This window comes from Alteromonas sp. 009811495 (assembly GCF_028865455.1).
In the GTDB taxonomy this organism is placed as follows: domain Bacteria; phylum Pseudomonadota; class Gammaproteobacteria; order Enterobacterales; family Alteromonadaceae; genus Alteromonas.
Genome location: NZ_CP113972.1, coordinates 828,982 through 848,222 on the forward strand (window position 1 = coordinate 828,982; position 19,241 = coordinate 848,222).

The following is a 19,241-nucleotide window of genomic DNA, read 5'->3' on the forward strand; positions in this document are numbered from 1 at the left end:
AGCGTTCCAAAACAGCTTAATTTACGTTAATTCTTAGTGAATTAACGAGCAAATAGCCAACAACTAAAAAGCGCCCATCGGGCGCTTTTTTTGTACTTGCTGACGTGCTGCGTACTATTGCCGTTACTGATTTGTTCTTAACTCGGCAACGGTAGCCTTTATTGACAATGAGCGTCCATCGCGACTTATTTCAATGTCTAGTTCTGTTCCCGGCGTGGTTTCTGCAATCATATCAAGGGTTTTCGATGCACTCTCAAGCTGCACACCATCAATCGCAACAATGATATCGCCGGGTTGAAGGCCCGCCACATCGGCCGGACTACCTTTGGCGACAGCCGTCACATCTATACCTGGCCTATTGCGATTCTCACTGCCTATAAAACCAAGTTGACCTCGAATAACACGCCCATTGCTAATAATTTCGTCCATCACTCGCTTAGCGAGTTCGTAAGGTACAGCGAAGTTAATACCATCTACATTTCGAACGCGATTGCGCGAGTCACGTACTTGAAAATTCGCATTAGTGATACCGAGCAAAATACCGTTACTGTCAACCAAGGCGCCGCCTGAATTGCCTTGGTTAAGTACCGCATCTGTCTGAATAAAGTCGACGTAGTTAGACAGCCCATTACGACCTGCACGGCTGACGATACCCTGAGTAATGGTCTGGCCAAGATCAAAAGGGTTGCCTATAGCCATAACCACGTCGCCCACGTGAGTATCTGGCTCCGAAACCTGTGGAATAATATGTAGGTTATCAGCAGTGACTTTTAACACCGCCAAATCGGTGAGTGGGTCGGTACCCACAATTTGAGCTTCAAGCACACGCCCATCTTGAACCGCTACGTATATGCTATCAGCATCTTGAACGACATGGTGGCAAGTCAATATATAACCATTTTCGGTCATAATTACACCGGACCCCAAACTTGTTCGCTCACGAGGCTGATTTCTAAACAAGCCAGTGTCGTTTTCGATACTGACACTGTATATATTCACCACCGCAGGCGCTGAGCGACTTAATGCACCAAAGTAACTTTCTCGATTTGCACTTACAGACGGTGTTGCAAACCAGCTGGTGGCCAGGCCGTTGCCTTGCCGCAAATCTGGTAAAAAGAGCAACAAAAGCACCGCTACAGTGATGCCAAGGAAGATTGATTTTAGTATGAAGTTTAAGGTTGAACGGCCAGTCACAAATACACTTTCTTGTTGTCTGTCACATCTACTCGATTCGTACTTATATGCTAGCAGTACGACACCACAATCGCGAAGTGCAACATTGTTAGTTTTTGTAGAGTATCTCTACACTATTGATAAGAGGATATCACTTTATTTAATAAACTACCGTAATGATGCACAAATTTTGTGGTAAGCATTTGCCGTTTATTGTGTATGAAATGGTAAAAAAAACAGCGCCACATTTGGGCGCTGTTTGTTTTTTATCTTCGCTAACGGTTTCTAGTAGGAAACTATTGACGAATTACCAAGTAGAGTGTGGAATTTCCACGCTTCACGTTAAGTGCAATTACGCCCTTGGCTTCGTCTAACGCATTCCTAAATTCAGCAACACTTGATGTGCGTACTCGGTTAACACCGATGATCACATCGTTCTCTTGTAGACCAATTCGTGCTGCAGGTGCACCGCGTTCTACTTCAGACACAACTACACCAGTATTACCCGCATTATCTTCGCCATTTGTTAAGGTTGCACCTTCTAAGGCAGGATGGATTTGTGCAGCGGTTACCGTTGTATCTGTTGCATCATCAAGGACAACATCAACGGTCATTTTCTTACCCTTGCGCATAACGGTCAGTTCTACTTCAGCGCCTGCGCCCATACTAGCAATTTTAGCGCGTAGTTCTTGGAAGCTATTTAACTGTCTACCGTTGATAGCGGTGATGATATCACCTGCTTGAAGACCACCTTTCTCAGCAGCTGAGTCAGGCTGTACTTCACTCACAAACGCACCAATATTGACCTCGGCATTCATTGCTTCTGCAAGACCAGCATCTATGTCGTTGCCCAAAATACCTAAAAGACCGCGGCGAACTTCACCATATTCTGCGATTTGGTCGGCCAAGCTTTTCATCATGTTAGCAGGAATGGCAAAACCAATTCCCACGTTACCGCCATTAGGACCAAATATAGCGGTGTTTATCCCAACCAATTCACCGCGCAGATTTACCAATGCACCACCAGAGTTTCCTCGGTTAATAGCGGCATCGGTTTGAATAAAGTCTTCGTAACCGCCGATACTCAAACCAGAGCGGCCTAATGCGCTAACAATACCTGAGGTGACAGTTTGTGATAGACCAAAGGGGTTACCAATCGCCACCACAAAATCACCTACGCGTAACTTATCAGAGTCAGCAAGTGGCAATGCTTTTAAGTCATCAGGTTCGATTTTAAGCAAGGCAATGTCGCTTTGTTCGTCAGCGCCAAGCTTTTTGGCCTTGAATTCACGGCCATCAGTAAGCTTAACAGTGATTTCGTCAGCGTTATCTACAACGTGATTATTAGTAACAACATAACCTTTGTCGGCGTCAATAATGACACCTGAGCCTAATCCTCTAAATGGGCGCTCTTGCACTTGCTCTTGAGGCGCACCAAAGAAATAACGGAACATTTCAGGCACACGCTGTCTTGAGGTTTGGGTTCCTTCGACAGCGATACTGACTACAGCAGGCGTCGCTTCTTCTAGCATAGGGGCGAGAGAGGGGACTTCGTCCTTGCTGTCTGAGAAAAACGGTAACGCCGCCTGTGTGCTAGCAGTAAAGCCTAATGAACTAACAACAACGGCAGACGCCAATAGACAATGGCGGAAAGACATTTTCATGTTCGCTTACACTCCTTCATGTTATATGCGACATAGCATGGTTTCACTAAAAGAGTCTGAGGCCTGTGAAAAGTTCCCGATGTTACTGTTTTTCTGCGTTATTCTGCTCAGAACGTCCGACGAATAACCCTGAACCAGAATTTGCAAAGTCTTTCGGTTGCGTATCAGATACGCGTTTCACGCGAGCTTTATCAGACTTCTTAAGATTATTTCGTAAGTAAGTCGTTGCTTGTTCCCCGTAAAAAGGAACCTTGCTATCTTCTTCATCGCTGCCTTGCGCTAGCAACAGTTCATATTCTTCAATTTGTTGTTTAAGCACGTCGCACTGGTTTTCAATGCTTTCCAAGCTTTGACGGGTCTGATGAATATGGTGTTGCGCCTGCTGTGCAAGAATTTCTTTCACCTGCTTCTCAGTTTGTGCGGTGTTACCTGCACCTTGCTTTTGCTGAAAAAAGCGACCTACAAAAAAGCCAATAATTAGGCCAACTACTAATAAAGCAAGAGATACTAACAATTCCATTATATTCTCCGAATCAATCAACATCTGCAGCTGACCTAACTATTACGATCAGAACGCTGCTTTCGACCACACTTTGAATATAGCAAGGTCGAACCCGAAAAGCGCATACATACTGACATTTATTGCAATGATAACAGTGTATGTCTATTTTCAAGGTGCGATTCTACCGTGATTTCCAGTAAAATTAAGGTCATAATTGAGAAATTCAAGCAGGTCGGTGCAGCAAGTACCGCTATTGACTTTTGTACGGAGTGGTTTCGGCGATGACGCCATGGGAAAAATATCAGCTAGATTTACAGTCGTCTGACTTTCATTATGATGCAGCGCAAGAAAACGCGGTTAAAGAGTTGCAGCGCTTGTACGATGAGTTAACCCAGCCAGAAAAGAAAACGACATGGCGGGTGAAGTTAAAAGCGGCGTTCGGAAAGGGCCATGCTAAACCTGGTATTCAGGGTATCTATTTTTACGGCGGCGTGGGTCGCGGAAAAACTTACCTAGTTGATACCTTTTACGATTGTCTGCCGTTTGAAAAGAAAATGCGCGTTCACTTTCACCGTTTTATGTATCGTATTCACGATGAACTTAAGCAGCTGAAAAACGCCCAAGATCCGCTGAAGCTGGTTGCTGCAAAGCTTGCGAAAGAGGCGAGAGTTATCTGTTTCGATGAGTTTTTCGTGTCAGATATTACCGATGCGATGATTTTAGGTACCTTGATGGAAGAGCTCTTCGGTCACGGTATTGTGCTTGTGGCCACGTCAAATATTGTACCAGATGACCTGTATAAGAATGGTTTACAACGCGCACGGTTTTTGCCCGCCATTGACCTGCTCAACCAAAACACGCGTGTTGTGAATGTCGACAGCGGTATTGATTATCGGCTTCGTACCCTCGAACAAGCAGAGATTTATCACTTTCCATTGGATGATAAAGCAACAGAAAACCTGCATTGCTATTTTGCTCAACTGGCACCGGAAGAAGGTACGTCAGGTGAAGAGATAGATGTGAATAACCGGAAGATCAAAACGCTGCGCAATGCCGATGGTGTGCTTATGATTGATTTTAGCGATCTTTGCGGCGGCCCGCGCAGTCAAAGTGATTATATAGAGCTTAGCCGCTGCTATCATTCTGTACTGCTAGCCAATGTAAAAGAGATGGGGCAGCACAACGATGATGTAGCACGGCGCTTTATTGCAATGGTTGATGAGTTTTACGAGCGCAATGTAAAGCTGATTATTTCTGCAGAAGTTGCGTTGGAAAAGTTGTACACAGAAGGACTGTTGAATTTCGAATTTAGACGCTGTTTAAGCCGTTTAAAAGAGATGCAATCGCACGATTACTTAGCAACGGAGCATTTGCCTTAAAAGTGCTATTTGAATTGGTGTATCAGCCTACAAGTGGCGCAATAGAGCAACAAAAGCGAATTGGGGCTGTATTGTTGGGTATAAAATAAGGTAGAATTTCGCCACTTTTTTCTGCGCTATCCCATGCGTTTGCATGACAAACGGGCTGTTCAATGCTTTCGTTCACTTGATAGTTCAGAGTATGAAATAAACTGAAATCAACCCCAACGCAGCATTCTGTATTGCGAGAAAGAGAATTTTAAGATGGGAAGAGCATTCGAAGTACGTAAAAACGCCATGGCAAAAACTGCCGGCCAAAAAACTAAAGTGTATTCTAAGTACGGTAAAGAAATTTACGTATGCGCGAAAAATGGTGGTACCGATCCAGACACTAACCTTTCACTTCGCCGCTTAATGGAAAAGGCGAAGAAAGACCAAGTTCCAAGCCACGTAATTGAAAAAGCGATTGATAAAGCTGCCGGTGGTGCGGGTGAAGATTTCCAGCCTATGCGCTACGAAGGTTTTGGACCGGGTAATTGTATGGTGATTGTTGACTGCTTGTCAGATAACGCTAACCGCACTATCACTGAAGTCCGTAATTGCTTTACAAAAACAAATGCCAAGCTAGGTGCCCAAGGTGCGGTATCGCACATGTTCGATCACCAAGCTGTATTTCAGTTTGAAGGCGACGACGAAGACGCTATTTTAGAAGTTCTAATGGAAGCTGATGTCGATGTTACTGACGTTGAAGTTGAAGATGGCAAAGTGACTGTGTACGCGCCGCACACTGAATTCTATCAAGTGAAAACGGCATTAACTGAGGCTTATCCAGACATTAGCTTTATTGCAGAAGAAATGAGTTGGTTGCCACAAACTGAAACAGAGATCAGTGAAGAAGACATGCCAATGTTCGAAAAGTTTATGGATATGTTGAACGACTGCGATGATGTTCAGGACGTATATCACAACGCTATTACACCTAATTAATTAGGCAATAAGCGATAAAAAAAGCCCTCTTCATCAAGAGGGCTTTTTCGTTGTTAATATTCAATTATTGAACTGTCGGTGCGTAGGTAAAGGTTACTGGTACTGTTATTGTTGTTGTACCAGAAACGGTAACCGTAATCGTTGTACCAACGCACACATCGCCATCAAGTGGGTCGTCGCCTTCACATGAGGGTTGAGGTGTTGGGCCAGGAGGCGTTACAGGGGCATTTGCTGAGTTATTATTGACGATACCTGCAATGACACCAGCAGCCACTAGGCCCGTAGCGATATAGCTACCATTAATAGCGCCACTACCATTGGTATCTGCACCTCCTGTGCCTTCTTGTGCATTTACTCCAGCGACCAAGGTCGCGCTCGCCATCAACGTAAACATAAACTTTTTCATATCAATCCTTTAAAGATGCAAACTTGCAACATCATGCTAGTCTAAAATTTACGCTTTGGCTATATTTTGTTCAGCGTTTTAGTTAAATTTTTTGTGACGCTTTTTCGATGCTTTTTCTTAACCAATGCTACAGATTGATAGTTTGGTATTTGATGGGAGCTAACTTTTCTAAAATCTGATTTTCCTGTTGGTAAGTGAGCCCAACATCTCTCATAGCGCCTTGTACAATTTCAACAAGAATATAGAACTCGCGTTCTTTTATATCTAAGCCCTTATGTGACTCCAACATACTTTTTCCGTCGTATTCACAAGGCCCACCAATGAGTTCGCACGTTTGTGCTACTAATTGCTCACGCAAATGCTGCTTCGGAACGCCTTTGAAATGGTGGCCAATCTCAGGGTGGGTATAAATACGGGTTATCGATACACCAAAAATGGTGTTTAGGGTTTGATGGCCACCAATCTCATCGTACAGACTTTGACGAGACGTTGATGCACACCCTAAGATTGCTACTAGAAGCAAGGCGCTAAGTACATAAGTTCGAAAAGTCATTGTCTTTACCTCCCTATTAAAAGTTGGCATTGAAGGTAAGATAAAAACCACTTGAACTTTGTTGCAGCGGCAAGTTTCCCATATCGACATAAGCAGCGGTTAGTGACATGGATTTATTGGGGAAGTAAGCAACAAAGATATCGCTAATCGTATCTTCTTCCCCGAGCCCACCAAGGCGGTTGGATTGAGTTCGAAATTCAGCGCCTATTGCAGTGGTCGGGCTTATAAGAAGTGCAAGCGAGCCTTCCCATTCCAAAGTTGCGTCGTCATCAGTTTGCGAGCCAAAACCTAATAGGCCGAGTGTATTTGCTTTGGTGTATCGAGCGGTTACATTCGTTAGCAAGTTGTAGCCATTTACTGCACCTAACCAAAGCTTGGTGGCCGTGATATATACGTCCGTACCGCTGTCATCTTTGGCGCCGAGTAATTGAGGTACGCCAATATTAGGTAGCGGTACGCTGCCATCTGGCAGGCTTAGCGAGCTGTCAAAATCGTTATTTTTCTTATACTGTGCACCGGCAGAAACTTGCGGCATCCAAGAGTCTTGAGTAAAGACACCGTCACCAAATAGTTTCACTTTAACGGCTAAAATGTCTTGCTCAATGGTGGCTGAATTAGCGTTGGTAATAGCGCCGTCAGTAAGTAATGCAAATACATTGCTGGTTAACCCTGATGCTATTTCTAATTTCTGTCGCTGAAGACTTACTTCAACGCGATCATAGAAACTAATACTCCCTCCCGCAGTGGTGAGCGAATAGTCGTTTAAACTTAAGTATTGCAAATTTGCATTGTAAGAGATTTCTTCTTTGCTCGCGTACCCGCCGATAAAAGCCCAAGGCGTGATACCACCACCTGCAACGCCCTCTATCGAAGTAATGCCACCTGAAGCAATAAGCCGCGAGCCCGTATCAGCATTCACTGTTAGGGCACTTAGTGCAGCGAGCGCTAAAACGTATTTCTTCATGTTCGCCATTCCTTTTATATTTGTTTTTCTGGTGGGTAGAACGAGTGTCTACTGTACGTTGTTATGTACGCTATGACTACCCGCAATGATTCCCCATTATGACAACCCATTATGATCCCTATAGTCATAAGAGTGATATTTGGCTGTTACTGGTTAGTGTTAGTTGGTTGTGCACACAAGCGATCTAAGCCAGCGCTGTAAGTTTTCAAAACGCTCAGTTTGAGCAAAGTTTGCAGAGCATACTAGCCAGTAACTTGCGTCAATTGAAACCGCTTTTCCAATAGGCTTTAAAAAGCCACGGTTAATATCATCTTCGATGAGCAGTGTGCGGCCTAGCCCTACACCTAAGCCACTAATGACACTTTGTAGCAACAAGTCCGCTCGGTCGAATTCGTAAGAAACACCGAAGTGGTCAATCGATAGCTTCGCTTTTTTAATGTAGGTTTCCCAGTTGTACTGCGTTTTGTCATGCTCTCCTTTTCGGTCTGCAAGGAACACAGTATTGCTGTTTAATAACAGCGTTGAACTTTCTTCCTCCGACTGAAGGATAGAAGAGGCGTAGTGGGGACTTACTACAGGTTGTAAGGCACACTTTGAAATACGCACAGCATAATGACCAGGAAAGGGACCTACACCAAACCGTATTGCGGCATCAATGCCACTTTGCTCAAACTCAACAAGCTCATCATCAACATTAAGTGCAACGCTGATACCGTATTGCTTAGCACTTGGTAGTGTTTTAATAAGCCACTTCATTGCTAGAGAGGAAGAAACAGACAGTTGAATTTGTTCAGTTTTATTTATTCTCTCTAACTGTGCTAAAGCCTGCGTCCACAGATCAACAGACGATGTTGCTGCCTCACATAAAATGCGTCCGGCATCAGTAAGGGCTAATTGCCGAGTTGTGCGACTAAACAAGGCAAAGCCAATCGACGCTTCAATTGATTTTACTCTGTGGCTTACCGCTGACTGGTCAATACCAAGCTTTTCGGCTGCTTTAGTAAAACTTCTCTCGCTATGAATTGCTGCGAGCAAAGGAGCGCTTTGTACCAGTTTGGCCAAATCGACATGAGTTCTATTCATGAGTTTTTCACATGTTTATATGAGTGTTTAGTTAACATAAATAAGCATATTCTCTGTAACGACTTTAATCTATTGTGAAGGGTGAAAATAATGAAAATTTCTCATTTTAAGGCGCAGGGAAATACAATCTCTGCACACATTGTTAGTGGTTTTACTCACAACGGAATAGGAGGAAATCCTGCTGGCGTGGTGCTTGATGCAGACGCGCTAAGCGAAGCGCAAATGCTAAAAGTTGCAGCGCAATTAGGCCTATCTGAAACCGCTTTTGTTTCTAATTCGACAAGTGATGGCTTTAAGTTAGACTTCTTTACCCCCGTGCGTCGGATTGCTCATTGTGGACACGCCACGGTAGCGGCCTTTGCTTACATGGCTGAGAAGGGGATAGTACAAGAGGGCATGACATCGAAAGAGACGGTTGATGGCTCAAGAGCTATTTCAATTAAAGGTACAATGGCGTTTATGGAGCAACTAAGCCCAAGGTATACTGCCCCCTCAGACTGGCTGAAACAAGGGGTTACGCTAGATAGCGTTCTTGACTCAGTTGGACTTTCGACAAAAGACTTGGACGTGACAGTAAGCCCACTACTGGTTAACACCGGTAATAGCTTTATCGTTATTGGTGTAAAAGAAGGAACGAGGTTACAACAACTCGAGCCCAACTTTGATGCAATAGAGACTATCAGTAATAAACTGGATCTTGTTGGTTACTACCTTTTTACCACCAATCCCGGTGCTACAGATAAAGATGCGACAACCAGAATGTTTGCGCCGCGCTATGGCATAAAAGAAGAATCTGCAACGGGCATGGCAGCAGGGCCTTTAGCGTGTGTATTGCATGATATTGTAGGTATAAAGAAGCAAACATTTCAGATAGAGCAGGGCAAATTCATGGCACCGCCATCGCCGAGTTTGATTAGTGTGGACCTTACTACCTCAAACGGTAAAATTACGGGGCTAATGGCCGGCGGGAAAGGCAAGGTTCAGCAAGACATTGAGATAGAACTTTGATTTATCATCAGTTGGCATTCTGCTGGTCAAGGGAATGCCAATCGCGCGCAACGTCGGCTAATCGCGCTTGCAGTCTAGGTACCATGAAATCAATAAAACTACGTTGTTTAATAGGCAGTGGATCATGCCTGATAAAGAGTAAGTTAACCGGCAACGCAGGTGGATTATATTCGTTGAGAATGCGCACCAACTCGTTATTCATCAAGTAGGGTAAGGCTTGGTATGAAAGAACGCGCGCAATACCAAGGCTTTCTCGGGCGCTGAGTACCGCAATATCAGTAGAGTTTGCTTTCATTCGTGACATAACTGGCACGTCAATATCTTTGCCATGCTCACTGAATCGCCATCGCGTTGTTGAATCGAGCCCCTCAAAGGTAATTACACTGTGATGACTTAAAGCTTGTGGCGATTCAGGCATACCATTTCGTTCTATATACTCTGGCGAAGCACATAAAATCTTATGTACCTCTCCTATTTTTTTTGCAACAAGATCGCTATTGGGGAGGTTACCAACTCGAATGGCAATATCGACAAGGTCTTCATAAAGATGCATGTTATGATCGGTCAATATCAATCTCACCGATACATCCGGAAACGCGCTCATATACTCAGCTAACAAAGGAAATACATGCATCCTTCCCATTATAATGGGGGCGGTAATCGTTAAATTACCCTTGGGCTCTTTGAATTCCCCTTTCACTTCTTGTTCCATCTCATTTAATGAGTCGAGCAACTTTTTTGCACAGGAGAGATAATTTCGGCCTGCTTCGGTGAGCGAGAGCGTGCGTGTTGTCCTTAAAATCAATTGAACACCCAAGTATTCTTCAAGATCTTTCACTTGGCGACTAATTGTGGTTTGGGGCTTGTTGAGCTTTCTGGCGGCGGCCGAAAAACTGCCGCTCTCAAACACTGCTACAAACACCTGCATTGCCGTTAGCCTGTCCAACGTTATTCTCCATTTACTGATCGGTGTTGCCTTTATTGAGTCTATCCTATCTATAGGTTTAGGGAAGACCGATGAGCAACATTGCGTATTCTCGGACAAGTATTTTGTACGCATTGTTTCATTCTAAAATAAACTTACCGCTATGCTTGTCGCTATTGTGCAATAGACCAAGTGAATGTCTTCGCTTTGGTCTCATTACTTTTTGAGTGCTTAATCCAATGGAAAACATCGCTACAATTCTTCGCAAAATTTCTATCAAAGCCGATGTGTTTTTCAGTGGTAAGTTGTGCGGCATCCAATCTTTCGAAGGAGATAATAACGGGCATCTTCACTTGCTGAAAAGCGGAAAGCTAACCTTAGTGTTAGACAATAACCGAAAGATTACTGTCGACAAACCTTCGGTTATTTTCATGCCTGGCCCCACAACTCACAGGATAATCTCTGACAACGTTGACGCACCACAGTTGGTATGTGCCAACGTTATTATTGAATCGGTTGATAAAAAACTATTGCTCGATGCAGTACCTGATATTTTGGTGCTGCCGCTGTCTCTGCATGACGATATTGGTCGCACTGCTTCTTGGTTATTTGAAGAAGCGTTTAACCAGTCTGTGGCTAGGCTTGCCATGATCGACAAACTTAGTGAAATGTTCTTACTACAAGTGTTGCGCTACGTACTAGACAACCAAATGGTACAAGGTGGTGTACTTGCCGCATTAACACACCCTCAATTATCAAAAGTTATTGCCTCAATTCACGGTGCGCCTGAACAAAGTTGGACCGTTGATTCTTTGGCTGATGTTGCCGCGATGTCTCGTTCAAAATTTGCCACTTTGTTTCGTGAAACGGTAGGCACTACACCTAACGACTATATTACAGATGTGCGAATAGCACTTGCCAAGGAGATGTTAAAAGATAATGTGCCGGTAAGTATTGTGGCCAATAAAGTGGGGTATGAGCATGCCTCTGCACTGGCAAGAATTTTTAGAAAGCGCTTGGGGTTATCGCCTAAAGAATGGTTGAAAAATGCGTGATATTTAAACGAATTGTCACTTTCGAAGTACGCTTGGTTTCATTTTGTTGAAACGAAAAAAGTAATATTTGTTGGTAGCACGCAGTTAGTCAAACACCACGTTTAGGAGATTACTTATGAAGTCACTCACTGCCAATTCATATCAATTGTTCGAGAATCTATCGACGCTTTTATCAACGCCTCAGTCATTAGTTAGTCTGCTAGGAAGGCTGTATGTAGCTTGGGTTTTCTGGGCTTCAGGCCTTACTAAAATTGCTGACTTTGAATCAACATTATTCTTGTTTGAATACGAATACCAAGTGCCTCTACTGCCTTTTACCCTTGCCGCTTATCTGGCGACGTTTGGTGAAATTGTTTTTCCAATTTTGCTGTCACTTGGTGTTGCGAGTCGTTTTAGTGCATTAGCGCTAAGTGTTGTTAACGTAGTTGCGGTGATGAGTTTAGAAGATATGCCGCCAGCAGCACTTAATGAGCACATTATTTGGGGCGTAATTTTGCTGCACATCGTTTTTTGGGGAGCGGGCAAGTTGTCTGTGGATTTTCTTGTTAAGAAAAAAGCCAGTCGTTTTGACTAAGCGCGACTGATTGTTTTTAGGCCGTTCCCTTTTTAAGCGCAGCGAAAGCTGCGCTTTTTTTTATTAATGGAGAAGACAATGCAAATTCGTAGCGTAGTTTGGTTAGGGATACTTCTTTTTGTAACAAGCACCAATGCGTTGGCAGATGGACAAACACGCCTGCTGGGCGAGAAATTCCTTTTTACTTCAGAGTATTTGAAAGGAGAGCGTGTTATTGACATCTACATTCCACAAGACATAGATGCATCACCCATCGCTTTGCCAACGGTTTATGTTCTCGACAGCAACGTATTGTTTGATGTTGTGGTTTCTACGTTGAAACTGCGCTGGGAAAGAGGTTTAGCCCCCAAAGCCGTTATAGTGGGAGTAAGAGCGCGGGATGCTCATGAACGATTCGGTTTTGCAGTGCCGTTAAAACGTTTGTCCGGGGATGCTGTTGTGTTTTCACAAAGCAAACCCGAAGTCTTCGACAACTTTATGCGCAAAGAGCTCATTCCCTATATTGAAAACCTCACTAACGTGAATGACTATCGCGCGATTATTGGTCTTTCACCTACATCGACCAATGTCATTTATGACTATTTGCATGAATCACCGCTTTTTTCTGCACATATTGCTATGGCAGCAGACTTTTTAGCAACGTCCTCATTCAACCATAGTGAGACGTCACTTAAAAAGCTTCTAGTCAGAAAAGCCAAACAAAGCAAAGGACGATTTCTCTATCTAAGCCTGGCTTCTGAAGACCGAGACAATGAGCCGGAAAGAGCCGTCCCTTTCGATGAGCTTCAAAAAGACAAATCGTTACGTCAGTTTGGCCTCCATGCCATTATTCATGATGAAACCGAACACTATGAACACGCGTCTGTTGCAATTATTCAAGCCATGTCTACGCTCTTTCCTATGTCGCTATGGCGGCCAAATTACCCTCTACTGCGCGAGAAACCAGAAATATCGCTAACCTTTTTAACGCAATTTCATCAAGTTCTTGAACAAAAATACAAATTCAACATACGCCCGTTTACTCATGGGTACTGGACCCAAAACAGTGTAACCGGACATATCGAATATCTTGTAAACGCACAGCATTGGCATCAAGCGGTGTCGGTTTCTCAATGGTTAAGTGAGAAAATACCGCAGGTGCCAAAAGCCTATTATCTCGAGGCTTTAGCACTTCAACAGTTAGGTAAGTACAAACAGGCACTGCAAGCGGTAAATACCGGTCTATCGCTGAATGCCACGCTCACAGATGAAGATAGAACAAAGCTAAAGCAGTTGAAAACATCGCTCACCGACGCGGCGCAGCTACCTTAAGGATTGACGCGAGTTTTGCTGCCATATAGAAATACACAAAACGGAACGCAATAACTCAGTACGGCTTTAACCGTGTTAATCGGTGTTACGCCAATTAAGGCTTCGTACTGATTTATGATTAACAAGATTGTACCCACCACCATTGCGGTTTTCGCGGCGCGAAGCAGCAATGGTGAGTTGTCTCTTATGTGTGAAAACACGCTAGTCACCTTCTTTAATACTTCTTAGGTAATCAATAAACCCTACGGGTAATGTATGACCGCGGTATAACAATTCACCTTCGGTTGAGACAATAGCAATAACGGGTGTCCCTATGACTTGATAAGCATTGCTTATCTCGTGTGATTGATCAAAAACGATGGGAAACGCGATGTCATATTCGCTCATATATCGGACTATGTCTGCTTCTTCATCTTCTATCCCCACGTTGACACCAATAACATTGATAGCGTCATAAAACTCAGTGTGAATGGTAACTAATGAAGGTGTCGCTTTTTTACAGTATGGGCACCACGTAGCCCAAAAATAGAGTAAAGTCGGTTTCTCTAGCCACTTGTCCTTAAGCTCGAACTGCTCACCATTGATGGTTGAGACGGTGAAGTTTGGAGCGCGGAATTCAGCCTCTGCATAAGTGCTGAATGGGTATGCGACAGCAATAAGTAAGAAAATTAAAGCAACACTTTTTAAGTTAAACATGTTGGGTTCTCAATACTATGATATTAATGAAACAAGCCAATGTTTTTGAATAGCTTCTTGAAGCCAACTGGGCATGTCGAATGAAGGATACTTGTCGAGCAAATATTCAAGAGAGTGACTTTTTTGAATGTCGTGCAGCCACAAGTAAGTCACCTCTGACGTACGCTCTACTCTCATTAACCCCATTTCATCTTGATAAATAATAAAATAATAGAAACCTTGCGGGGCAAGCAACGTGTCCTGCTGAGGCTCATAGGTTGTGTCAGTTTGCATTCGCCTAAAGCTGTCTAACGCATATGGACTTTGAATGATAGAAACACCGTCTTGCAGCTCGATAAATACGTTGCCTAAATCGTCTTTGGCTAACGCGCTGAAGCTGTCGCGGTCAAATGGCCGCCGTGCTTTTCTAAAGCCAGTATGAAGTTTCCACTCTACATCGATGACATCTGTTAAATAAGGGTGGGCGTCATTAAGCTCGCTATTTGCAACAAGCAAAGAGAGTGAAGAACCCCATTGTGCCCAATCTCCATGGCGTGGCTTTTCCTGCGCGAGTAGTCGTATAGCGAGTGTCAATGTGACTTGCTCACCCACCATCGATTCAAAAATAGGATAGCTTATCGATAACGCTCTATGAGCAGTATGAATGAGGTTACTACGATAAATCCGTTTCGCCTTATCGCTGAGTAACACGGTATCTTCATTTGTAAAAATTGAGTCGATCAGTGCATTTTGGTATTGCAGTGGAGTGAGGTCGCTATTTTTCATCGTCCTTTAACTCGCTCAGTGTTGAATGGAACTTTCGCGCTTTTTTCGCTTCAGCATTGAGTTCCTGCCACGATGGTAAATCGTTGTCCCACTCTATAAGGGTTGAAGCGTTGGTAAATAAAGTGGTTGCGTGTCGGTACAGCATCCAACCTTCTTCATCTACAGGTTGGCTGTGATCATCAACAATAAGCTCGCCTGCTGGTGGTTTACTGCTGCCGGCTAAGTGAATTTCTTCTACTGCATCTGACACAATAGAAGACAACCATCTTGTTGCTGCGGGTATCACGTCTTTTGAAGTACGTGCGAAGTTTCTTTGATTTACCACTATATTGTTAATATCAACCAATAAACCACATTGTGTTCTTGATACGAGTTCAGATAAAAAGTCGCATTCATACATAGGGTCGTAAGCGTGATCTAAGTAGCTGACAATATTCTCAACCAGCAATTTTCTACCGAGTGTTTGTTGGACGTGATCAACATTATTCACCAGTATATCTAAATGGGCCCTATCGAAGGTGAGCGGAAGCAAATCACCGGAATGCACAGGTTGGTTGTTTATCGTGCCCCAACTGAAGCTAGCATGATCTGAAATATGAATCGGATTTACTCGCTCCACGAGTTGCTTAAAAGGTCGTAGATAGGAAACAGGCACACCACTTGCTGAGCCCAAACCCATAGCGGTGCCGTGAATACTCATTGGATATCGCGCGTTTACAGCCTCGAGATAATCAATAAGTTTTCCACCCTCAGCGAAAAAGTTCTCTGCATGTATTTCAATAAAGTCGGTGGAGTCTACTTTGTCATTCAACGCGTCGGAATAATGCTGATGACGCAAGCCAACACCAAAATTGGGTAGAGTATTTGATGTAGTTTGCGCTTCATCTTTGTTTGACATAAGTAGTCTCCACCGCCTTTAAACTTGCGCTTATTGCTCTTTGTTTTGCTGGTAGCGACGTTTCGCTTCCGCTTTGAGCATGCCACCTAATGATTCGCATGTACCTTTTGCAACCAACTTCCATTCGCCTGGATCATTGTCGACAGTTGACTGACCTGCACATGAGTGTGTGCCAGCTAAGTTTCCACAGTCATTTTGGCCCGCTGCTGAAATGCCGTAACATTTTTCTTTTGCAGCAGCTTGCACTGGCGCGGTAATTGACGTTGTAAGCACTACAGCAAGCGCCGCAGCGGCTAGTTTAGTCTTGTTATCCATTGATTTTTCCTCATTTTTTCAAAAGCTGGATGTGTGAATCTAGCCATTGAGTCAAGTCGTTATACGACTGCAGGCCAATTCGTTCATCTAATCGTTTATCGCTGTGCATTAGCACTAATGCGGGAATGGCTCTTAGCCCAAGCTCCCTCATCATTTCAAACTTTTCATCAGCATCAATTTTCACTACGCGAACTTTCGCTTTGTAGGCTTCTGTTAACATTGACATCGATGGACCAAGTTGTTTGCAAGGTGCACACCACTGAGCAGTGAAATAAAGCAGAACCAATTCAGGCTCTGCGATAGTAGTGCCTGCATGTGAATCATCAGGTACTAAATTCATGTTGGCTTAGTCCTCAGCGTTCGCTTCAGCAACAGTAAGGGTTTCGATGCCATCCCATACGCGGTAAGCCGTTTTTAGATTACCTGGAATGTCTTCCATCCATTTCTTCTGTACTTGCTTGTTAAGGTTTAAGTAAAGCTTGTCACCTTTGATTAAAAAGGCGCTTGGATCTACGTCTAGCTTTTTGTTTAGCGCAACACCCATTGCACAGTAGCCACCGAATTGAGGTGCATACTTATCGGTGTTTGATTTGAAAAGGTCACGGTTTTTAGCACTAGAAAAGCGGTAGATAGCGCCGTCGTGCGTTGCAGTGTACTGCGCAGAACCTTCTACTGCTTTGTTGCTAACAAAGTAAGCTACAGGGTCATAACCGTGGATTGCCACGTCGTTCTGTTCAACGTTAACCGCAGAGGCGAAGGTGAAGCTACTGAAGATAAGTGCGCTTGCTGCGCCAATTAACTTAAGCGTTTTAGATACTTTCATTTTCGTTTCCTTAATATACCAGTCAAATTTAGAGAGAAGAGACGACCTCAATCTCTGAAATATATTTAAGCAAATGCAAAACGCGCGAATGAAACCGATCATCTAGAAAGATCGACAAATTGTTCAAAGTTGAAAATAAAAAAATGAGACTGCTGGATAAAAGCGTGTTGTAAATGAGTGCAAGGCGCGGGGTCAGAAGAGAGACTAAAAACAAAGAGTAATAAGACAGAAAGTAGCAACACAGAAAGTAACAAAACAGAAAGTATCATACGCAAAGAAATGATTGAATTGTTGATGTGAATGCTGACGTGAAATTTAAATTGGCGGCTTAAGTGCTTAAGCTATTGATTCGTAAGTTTGCTTTTTGTTCTGGCTAATGTGGTTTCGATATCGCTCACTTCTTGCTTTAAAATGATTGATATCTGGTTTGTGCACAATTCTTGGTAACTAGAAAGGTACAACAAAATAAACTCTTTCTGACTAATTACATGCTTTTGCTTTTTTAGTGTAATTACCACTGTACTGTCGTTATTTTCGGTATATATCTTTTTACAGAGGCTCGCGAATAATGATAGCGATATCTTTTCCATCAATGCGCCATTAAAAATTCGGTTTGCAATTTTGTACCAAAAAATACTTGGCTTGTTTTTTAATATAAAAGCCGTGGCGTCATGTAAATCTTTTAATTCCATCATACGAAATTCTTGTCGAACAATATCATTCACTGTATTAGCAAATGGTTTACTGTGTGTGGCATTTCGTACTAAAAATAAAACTGATCGTCTCAAGGTCGAGCTGCCATTAATAAATGGCTGTCGCAGAAGCGACACTCAGCGCGTTTTTATTTTCAAAAAATGACAGAAACTGATTCCGCTTTTACCCGTCTTATCATTGAAAAACAAACTTATTACCATAGCGCTCAGTTTACAAAACCCTTAAATGACATTGAGAGGAGTTAGCTATGTCTCATCCGATTATCGAAGATCTCAACAAGCGTTATACGGTCAAAAAGTATGACAGCAACAAGCGTATTGATGCCCAAGACCTCAATGTAATCCTTGAGGCAATGAGATTATCTGCGTCTTCTATCAACTCTCAACCGTGGAAGTTCGTGGTTGTTGAGAGTGAGCAGGCGAAGCAGCGCTTGCATGATACCTTTGCTAACAAGCATCAATTCAATCAGCATCATGCAAAAGAAGCATCACATATTATTTTGTTTGCATACGATCCTAAATTCACTAAAGAAAAGTTTGTAAAACGTGTAGATGCTGAAGTGTCATCAGGTCACTTGCCTGAATCTATGCGTGAAAATTTCATGGGAGCTTATGCTTTTGCTGAAATGAATACAGATGACAACGGCAACAATGCACAGTGGACAAAAGCGCAAGTCTATCTGGCTTTGGGTAATGTACTTCACACCGTAGCTCGGTTAGGTATTGCCTCTACACCAATGGAAGGAGTAGACCCTGACCTTATCGGCGAGCTGTTTAAAGACGAACTAGATGGTCACGTTTGTGAAGTAGCCCTCGCCATGGGTTACCCAGATACAGAAGAAGACTGGAATTATGGCTTGCCAAAAGCCCGATTAGCAAAAGAAGATGTGATTGCCGTCGTATAATGAGGCTTTCGCTTTATGGCAATTATATAAAGCCCTAGACAACTAGGGCTTTTTTAGGCGGTAAAGAAAATTGTTATGCTTTACCTTGAGTAATGTCTTTTATTCCCCACATTTAATGCGTAGTATCAATCGCACTCAATAAAAAATTTATAGAGTAGTTGCTCTGAAACCAAATGCTTCACGTCCAATGTTTTATCACTACATGCCGCTTGTTTTGGCATGGGTGTTGTCGTGCCTAGTATTTAGCGCTGGTTTTCAAAGTAAAAGTATTGCCGAAGATGTGGGGTTTACTACTCAATCACCGCTTGCTCAGTTTAACCACTCTGGCAATAACTATTCGTTACGCTTTAATGGCTTAAGGCTTATCGCTACAGCCCAAACGCTTGATAGCACTGATGATGTAGATGCTTTACCTTCCTACATGTTTATCAATGTGCCATCGCGTATTGTTGAAGTGCCTTTCGCGGGAATACCGCATAACAAAGGCAAACAGTCTTATAACTACCCTCGCCCAAGGGGCCCTCCTCACTTTCTAGATTTTCATAACGCGTAAAAGGTACTTC

At 43.3% G+C, this 19,241-nt stretch carries 24 protein-coding genes; 8 read left to right on the forward strand and 16 right to left on the reverse strand.

Features of this window, described 5'->3' with window-relative positions:
* Positions 1-123: 123 nt before the first annotated feature.
* From OZ660_RS03760 to OZ660_RS03770, 3 genes are all read right to left on the reverse strand, one after another.
* The gene (locus tag OZ660_RS03760) at positions 124-1,194 is read right to left on the reverse strand and encodes a trypsin-like peptidase domain-containing protein (protein WP_274742596.1); all 1,071 of its coding nucleotides are present in this window, start codon (positions 1,192-1,194) and stop codon (positions 124-126) included.
* A 275-nt stretch (positions 1,195-1,469) separates the two neighbouring features.
* Entirely contained in the window at positions 1,470-2,831 is a 1,362-nt protein-coding gene (locus OZ660_RS03765; RefSeq protein ID WP_202265892.1) for a DegQ family serine endoprotease, read from the reverse strand.
* 88 nt (positions 2,832-2,919) lie between these two features.
* Positions 2,920-3,357: a ZapG family protein gene (locus OZ660_RS03770; RefSeq protein ID WP_159623910.1), complete on the reverse strand. Its 438-nt coding sequence runs from the start codon at positions 3,355-3,357 to the stop codon at positions 2,920-2,922.
* Positions 3,358-3,620: 263 nt separating this feature from the next.
* Between OZ660_RS03770 and zapE the strand changes: the two genes are divergently transcribed.
* Both zapE and OZ660_RS03780 read left to right on the forward strand, forming a co-directional pair.
* On the forward strand, positions 3,621-4,718 hold the full coding sequence (zapE, locus tag OZ660_RS03775; protein WP_202263759.1) for a cell division protein ZapE: 1,098 nt from the start codon (positions 3,621-3,623) through the stop codon (positions 4,716-4,718).
* A 243-nt stretch (positions 4,719-4,961) separates the two neighbouring features.
* Positions 4,962-5,684, forward strand: a complete 723-nt coding sequence (locus tag OZ660_RS03780) for a YebC/PmpR family DNA-binding transcriptional regulator (RefSeq protein WP_274742597.1) — start codon at positions 4,962-4,964, stop codon at positions 5,682-5,684.
* Positions 5,685-5,748: 64 nt separating this feature from the next.
* Here the strand turns inward: OZ660_RS03780 and OZ660_RS03785 are convergent, their stop codons facing one another.
* From OZ660_RS03785 to OZ660_RS03800, 4 genes are all read right to left on the reverse strand, one after another.
* Positions 5,749-6,090, reverse strand: coding sequence for a hypothetical protein (locus tag OZ660_RS03785; RefSeq protein ID WP_274742598.1), 342 nt, complete (start codon positions 6,088-6,090; stop codon positions 5,749-5,751).
* Positions 6,091-6,217: 127 nt separating this feature from the next.
* Positions 6,218-6,643, reverse strand: a complete 426-nt coding sequence (locus tag OZ660_RS03790) for a group I truncated hemoglobin (protein WP_274742599.1) — start codon at positions 6,641-6,643, stop codon at positions 6,218-6,220.
* A gap of 16 nt (positions 6,644-6,659) precedes the next feature.
* The gene (locus OZ660_RS03795) at positions 6,660-7,607 is read right to left on the reverse strand and encodes a DUF3034 family protein (RefSeq protein WP_274742600.1); all 948 of its coding nucleotides are present in this window, start codon (positions 7,605-7,607) and stop codon (positions 6,660-6,662) included.
* 159 nt (positions 7,608-7,766) lie between these two features.
* Positions 7,767-8,690 carry a LysR family transcriptional regulator gene (locus tag OZ660_RS03800; protein WP_274742601.1) on the reverse strand — a complete coding sequence of 308 codons (924 nt, stop codon included), beginning with the start codon at positions 8,688-8,690 and terminating at the stop codon, positions 7,767-7,769.
* A gap of 90 nt (positions 8,691-8,780) precedes the next feature.
* On the opposite strand from OZ660_RS03800, the gene OZ660_RS03805 reads away from it, so the two are divergent.
* Positions 8,781-9,698 (forward strand): PhzF family phenazine biosynthesis protein, encoded by a 918-nt coding sequence (locus tag OZ660_RS03805; protein ID WP_274742602.1) that lies wholly within the window; start codon positions 8,781-8,783, stop codon positions 9,696-9,698.
* Positions 9,699-9,705: 7 nt separating this feature from the next.
* Here OZ660_RS03805 and OZ660_RS03810 read toward each other — a convergent pair whose 3' ends face one another.
* Positions 9,706-10,758: a LysR family transcriptional regulator gene (locus OZ660_RS03810; RefSeq protein WP_274742603.1), complete on the reverse strand. Its 1,053-nt coding sequence runs from the start codon at positions 10,756-10,758 to the stop codon at positions 9,706-9,708.
* Positions 10,759-10,862: 104 nt separating this feature from the next.
* On the opposite strand from OZ660_RS03810, the gene OZ660_RS03815 reads away from it, so the two are divergent.
* The 3 genes from OZ660_RS03815 to OZ660_RS03825 all read left to right on the forward strand — a co-directional run bounded on the left by OZ660_RS03815 (position 10,863) and on the right by OZ660_RS03825 (position 13,563).
* Positions 10,863-11,678, forward strand: a complete 816-nt coding sequence (locus OZ660_RS03815) for an AraC family transcriptional regulator (protein ID WP_274742604.1) — start codon at positions 10,863-10,865, stop codon at positions 11,676-11,678.
* A 115-nt stretch (positions 11,679-11,793) separates the two neighbouring features.
* A complete protein-coding gene (locus tag OZ660_RS03820) occupies positions 11,794-12,252 on the forward strand; it encodes a DoxX family protein (protein WP_202263776.1) in 459 nt (152 codons plus the stop codon).
* A gap of 78 nt (positions 12,253-12,330) precedes the next feature.
* Complete coding sequence (locus OZ660_RS03825) at positions 12,331-13,563, forward strand: alpha/beta hydrolase-fold protein (RefSeq protein ID WP_274742605.1); 1,233 nt, start codon at positions 12,331-12,333, stop codon at positions 13,561-13,563.
* On the opposite strand, the gene nrtS is transcribed toward OZ660_RS03825, so the two are convergent.
* From nrtS to OZ660_RS03865, 8 genes are all read right to left on the reverse strand, one after another.
* Positions 13,560-13,763, reverse strand: coding sequence for a nitrate/nitrite transporter NrtS (gene nrtS / locus OZ660_RS03830; protein WP_274742606.1), 204 nt, complete (start codon positions 13,761-13,763; stop codon positions 13,560-13,562). The genes OZ660_RS03825 and nrtS overlap by 4 nt on opposite strands.
* A 1-nt stretch (position 13,764) precedes the next feature.
* On the reverse strand, positions 13,765-14,259 hold the full coding sequence (locus tag OZ660_RS03835) for a TlpA family protein disulfide reductase (RefSeq protein WP_274742607.1): 495 nt from the start codon (positions 14,257-14,259) through the stop codon (positions 13,765-13,767).
* Positions 14,260-14,274: 15 nt separating this feature from the next.
* Positions 14,275-15,024, reverse strand: coding sequence for an HvfC/BufC family peptide modification chaperone (locus tag OZ660_RS03840; RefSeq protein ID WP_274742608.1), 750 nt, complete (start codon positions 15,022-15,024; stop codon positions 14,275-14,277).
* Positions 15,014-15,922, reverse strand: coding sequence for a DUF692 domain-containing protein (locus tag OZ660_RS03845; protein WP_274742609.1), 909 nt, complete (start codon positions 15,920-15,922; stop codon positions 15,014-15,016). The genes OZ660_RS03840 and OZ660_RS03845 overlap by 11 nt, the downstream gene beginning before the upstream one ends.
* A gap of 30 nt (positions 15,923-15,952) precedes the next feature.
* Entirely contained in the window at positions 15,953-16,237 is a 285-nt protein-coding gene (locus OZ660_RS03850; protein ID WP_159623896.1) for a BufA1 family periplasmic bufferin-type metallophore, read from the reverse strand.
* Between the two features lie 10 nt (positions 16,238-16,247).
* Entirely contained in the window at positions 16,248-16,577 is a 330-nt protein-coding gene (locus OZ660_RS03855) for a thioredoxin family protein (protein ID WP_159623895.1), read from the reverse strand.
* 6 nt (positions 16,578-16,583) lie between these two features.
* Entirely contained in the window at positions 16,584-17,060 is a 477-nt protein-coding gene (locus tag OZ660_RS03860) for a YHS domain-containing (seleno)protein (RefSeq protein ID WP_159623894.1), read from the reverse strand.
* A 341-nt stretch (positions 17,061-17,401) separates the two neighbouring features.
* Entirely contained in the window at positions 17,402-17,755 is a 354-nt protein-coding gene (locus OZ660_RS03865) for a hypothetical protein (RefSeq protein ID WP_274742610.1), read from the reverse strand.
* Positions 17,756-18,021: 266 nt separating this feature from the next.
* Between OZ660_RS03865 and OZ660_RS03870 the strand changes: the two genes are divergently transcribed.
* Positions 18,022-18,678, forward strand: a complete 657-nt coding sequence (locus OZ660_RS03870; RefSeq protein ID WP_274742611.1) for an NAD(P)H-dependent oxidoreductase — start codon at positions 18,022-18,024, stop codon at positions 18,676-18,678.
* Between the two features lie 187 nt (positions 18,679-18,865).
* The gene (locus OZ660_RS03875; RefSeq protein ID WP_274742612.1) at positions 18,866-19,231 is read left to right on the forward strand and encodes a hypothetical protein; all 366 of its coding nucleotides are present in this window, start codon (positions 18,866-18,868) and stop codon (positions 19,229-19,231) included.
* Positions 19,232-19,241 lie beyond the last annotated feature (10 nt).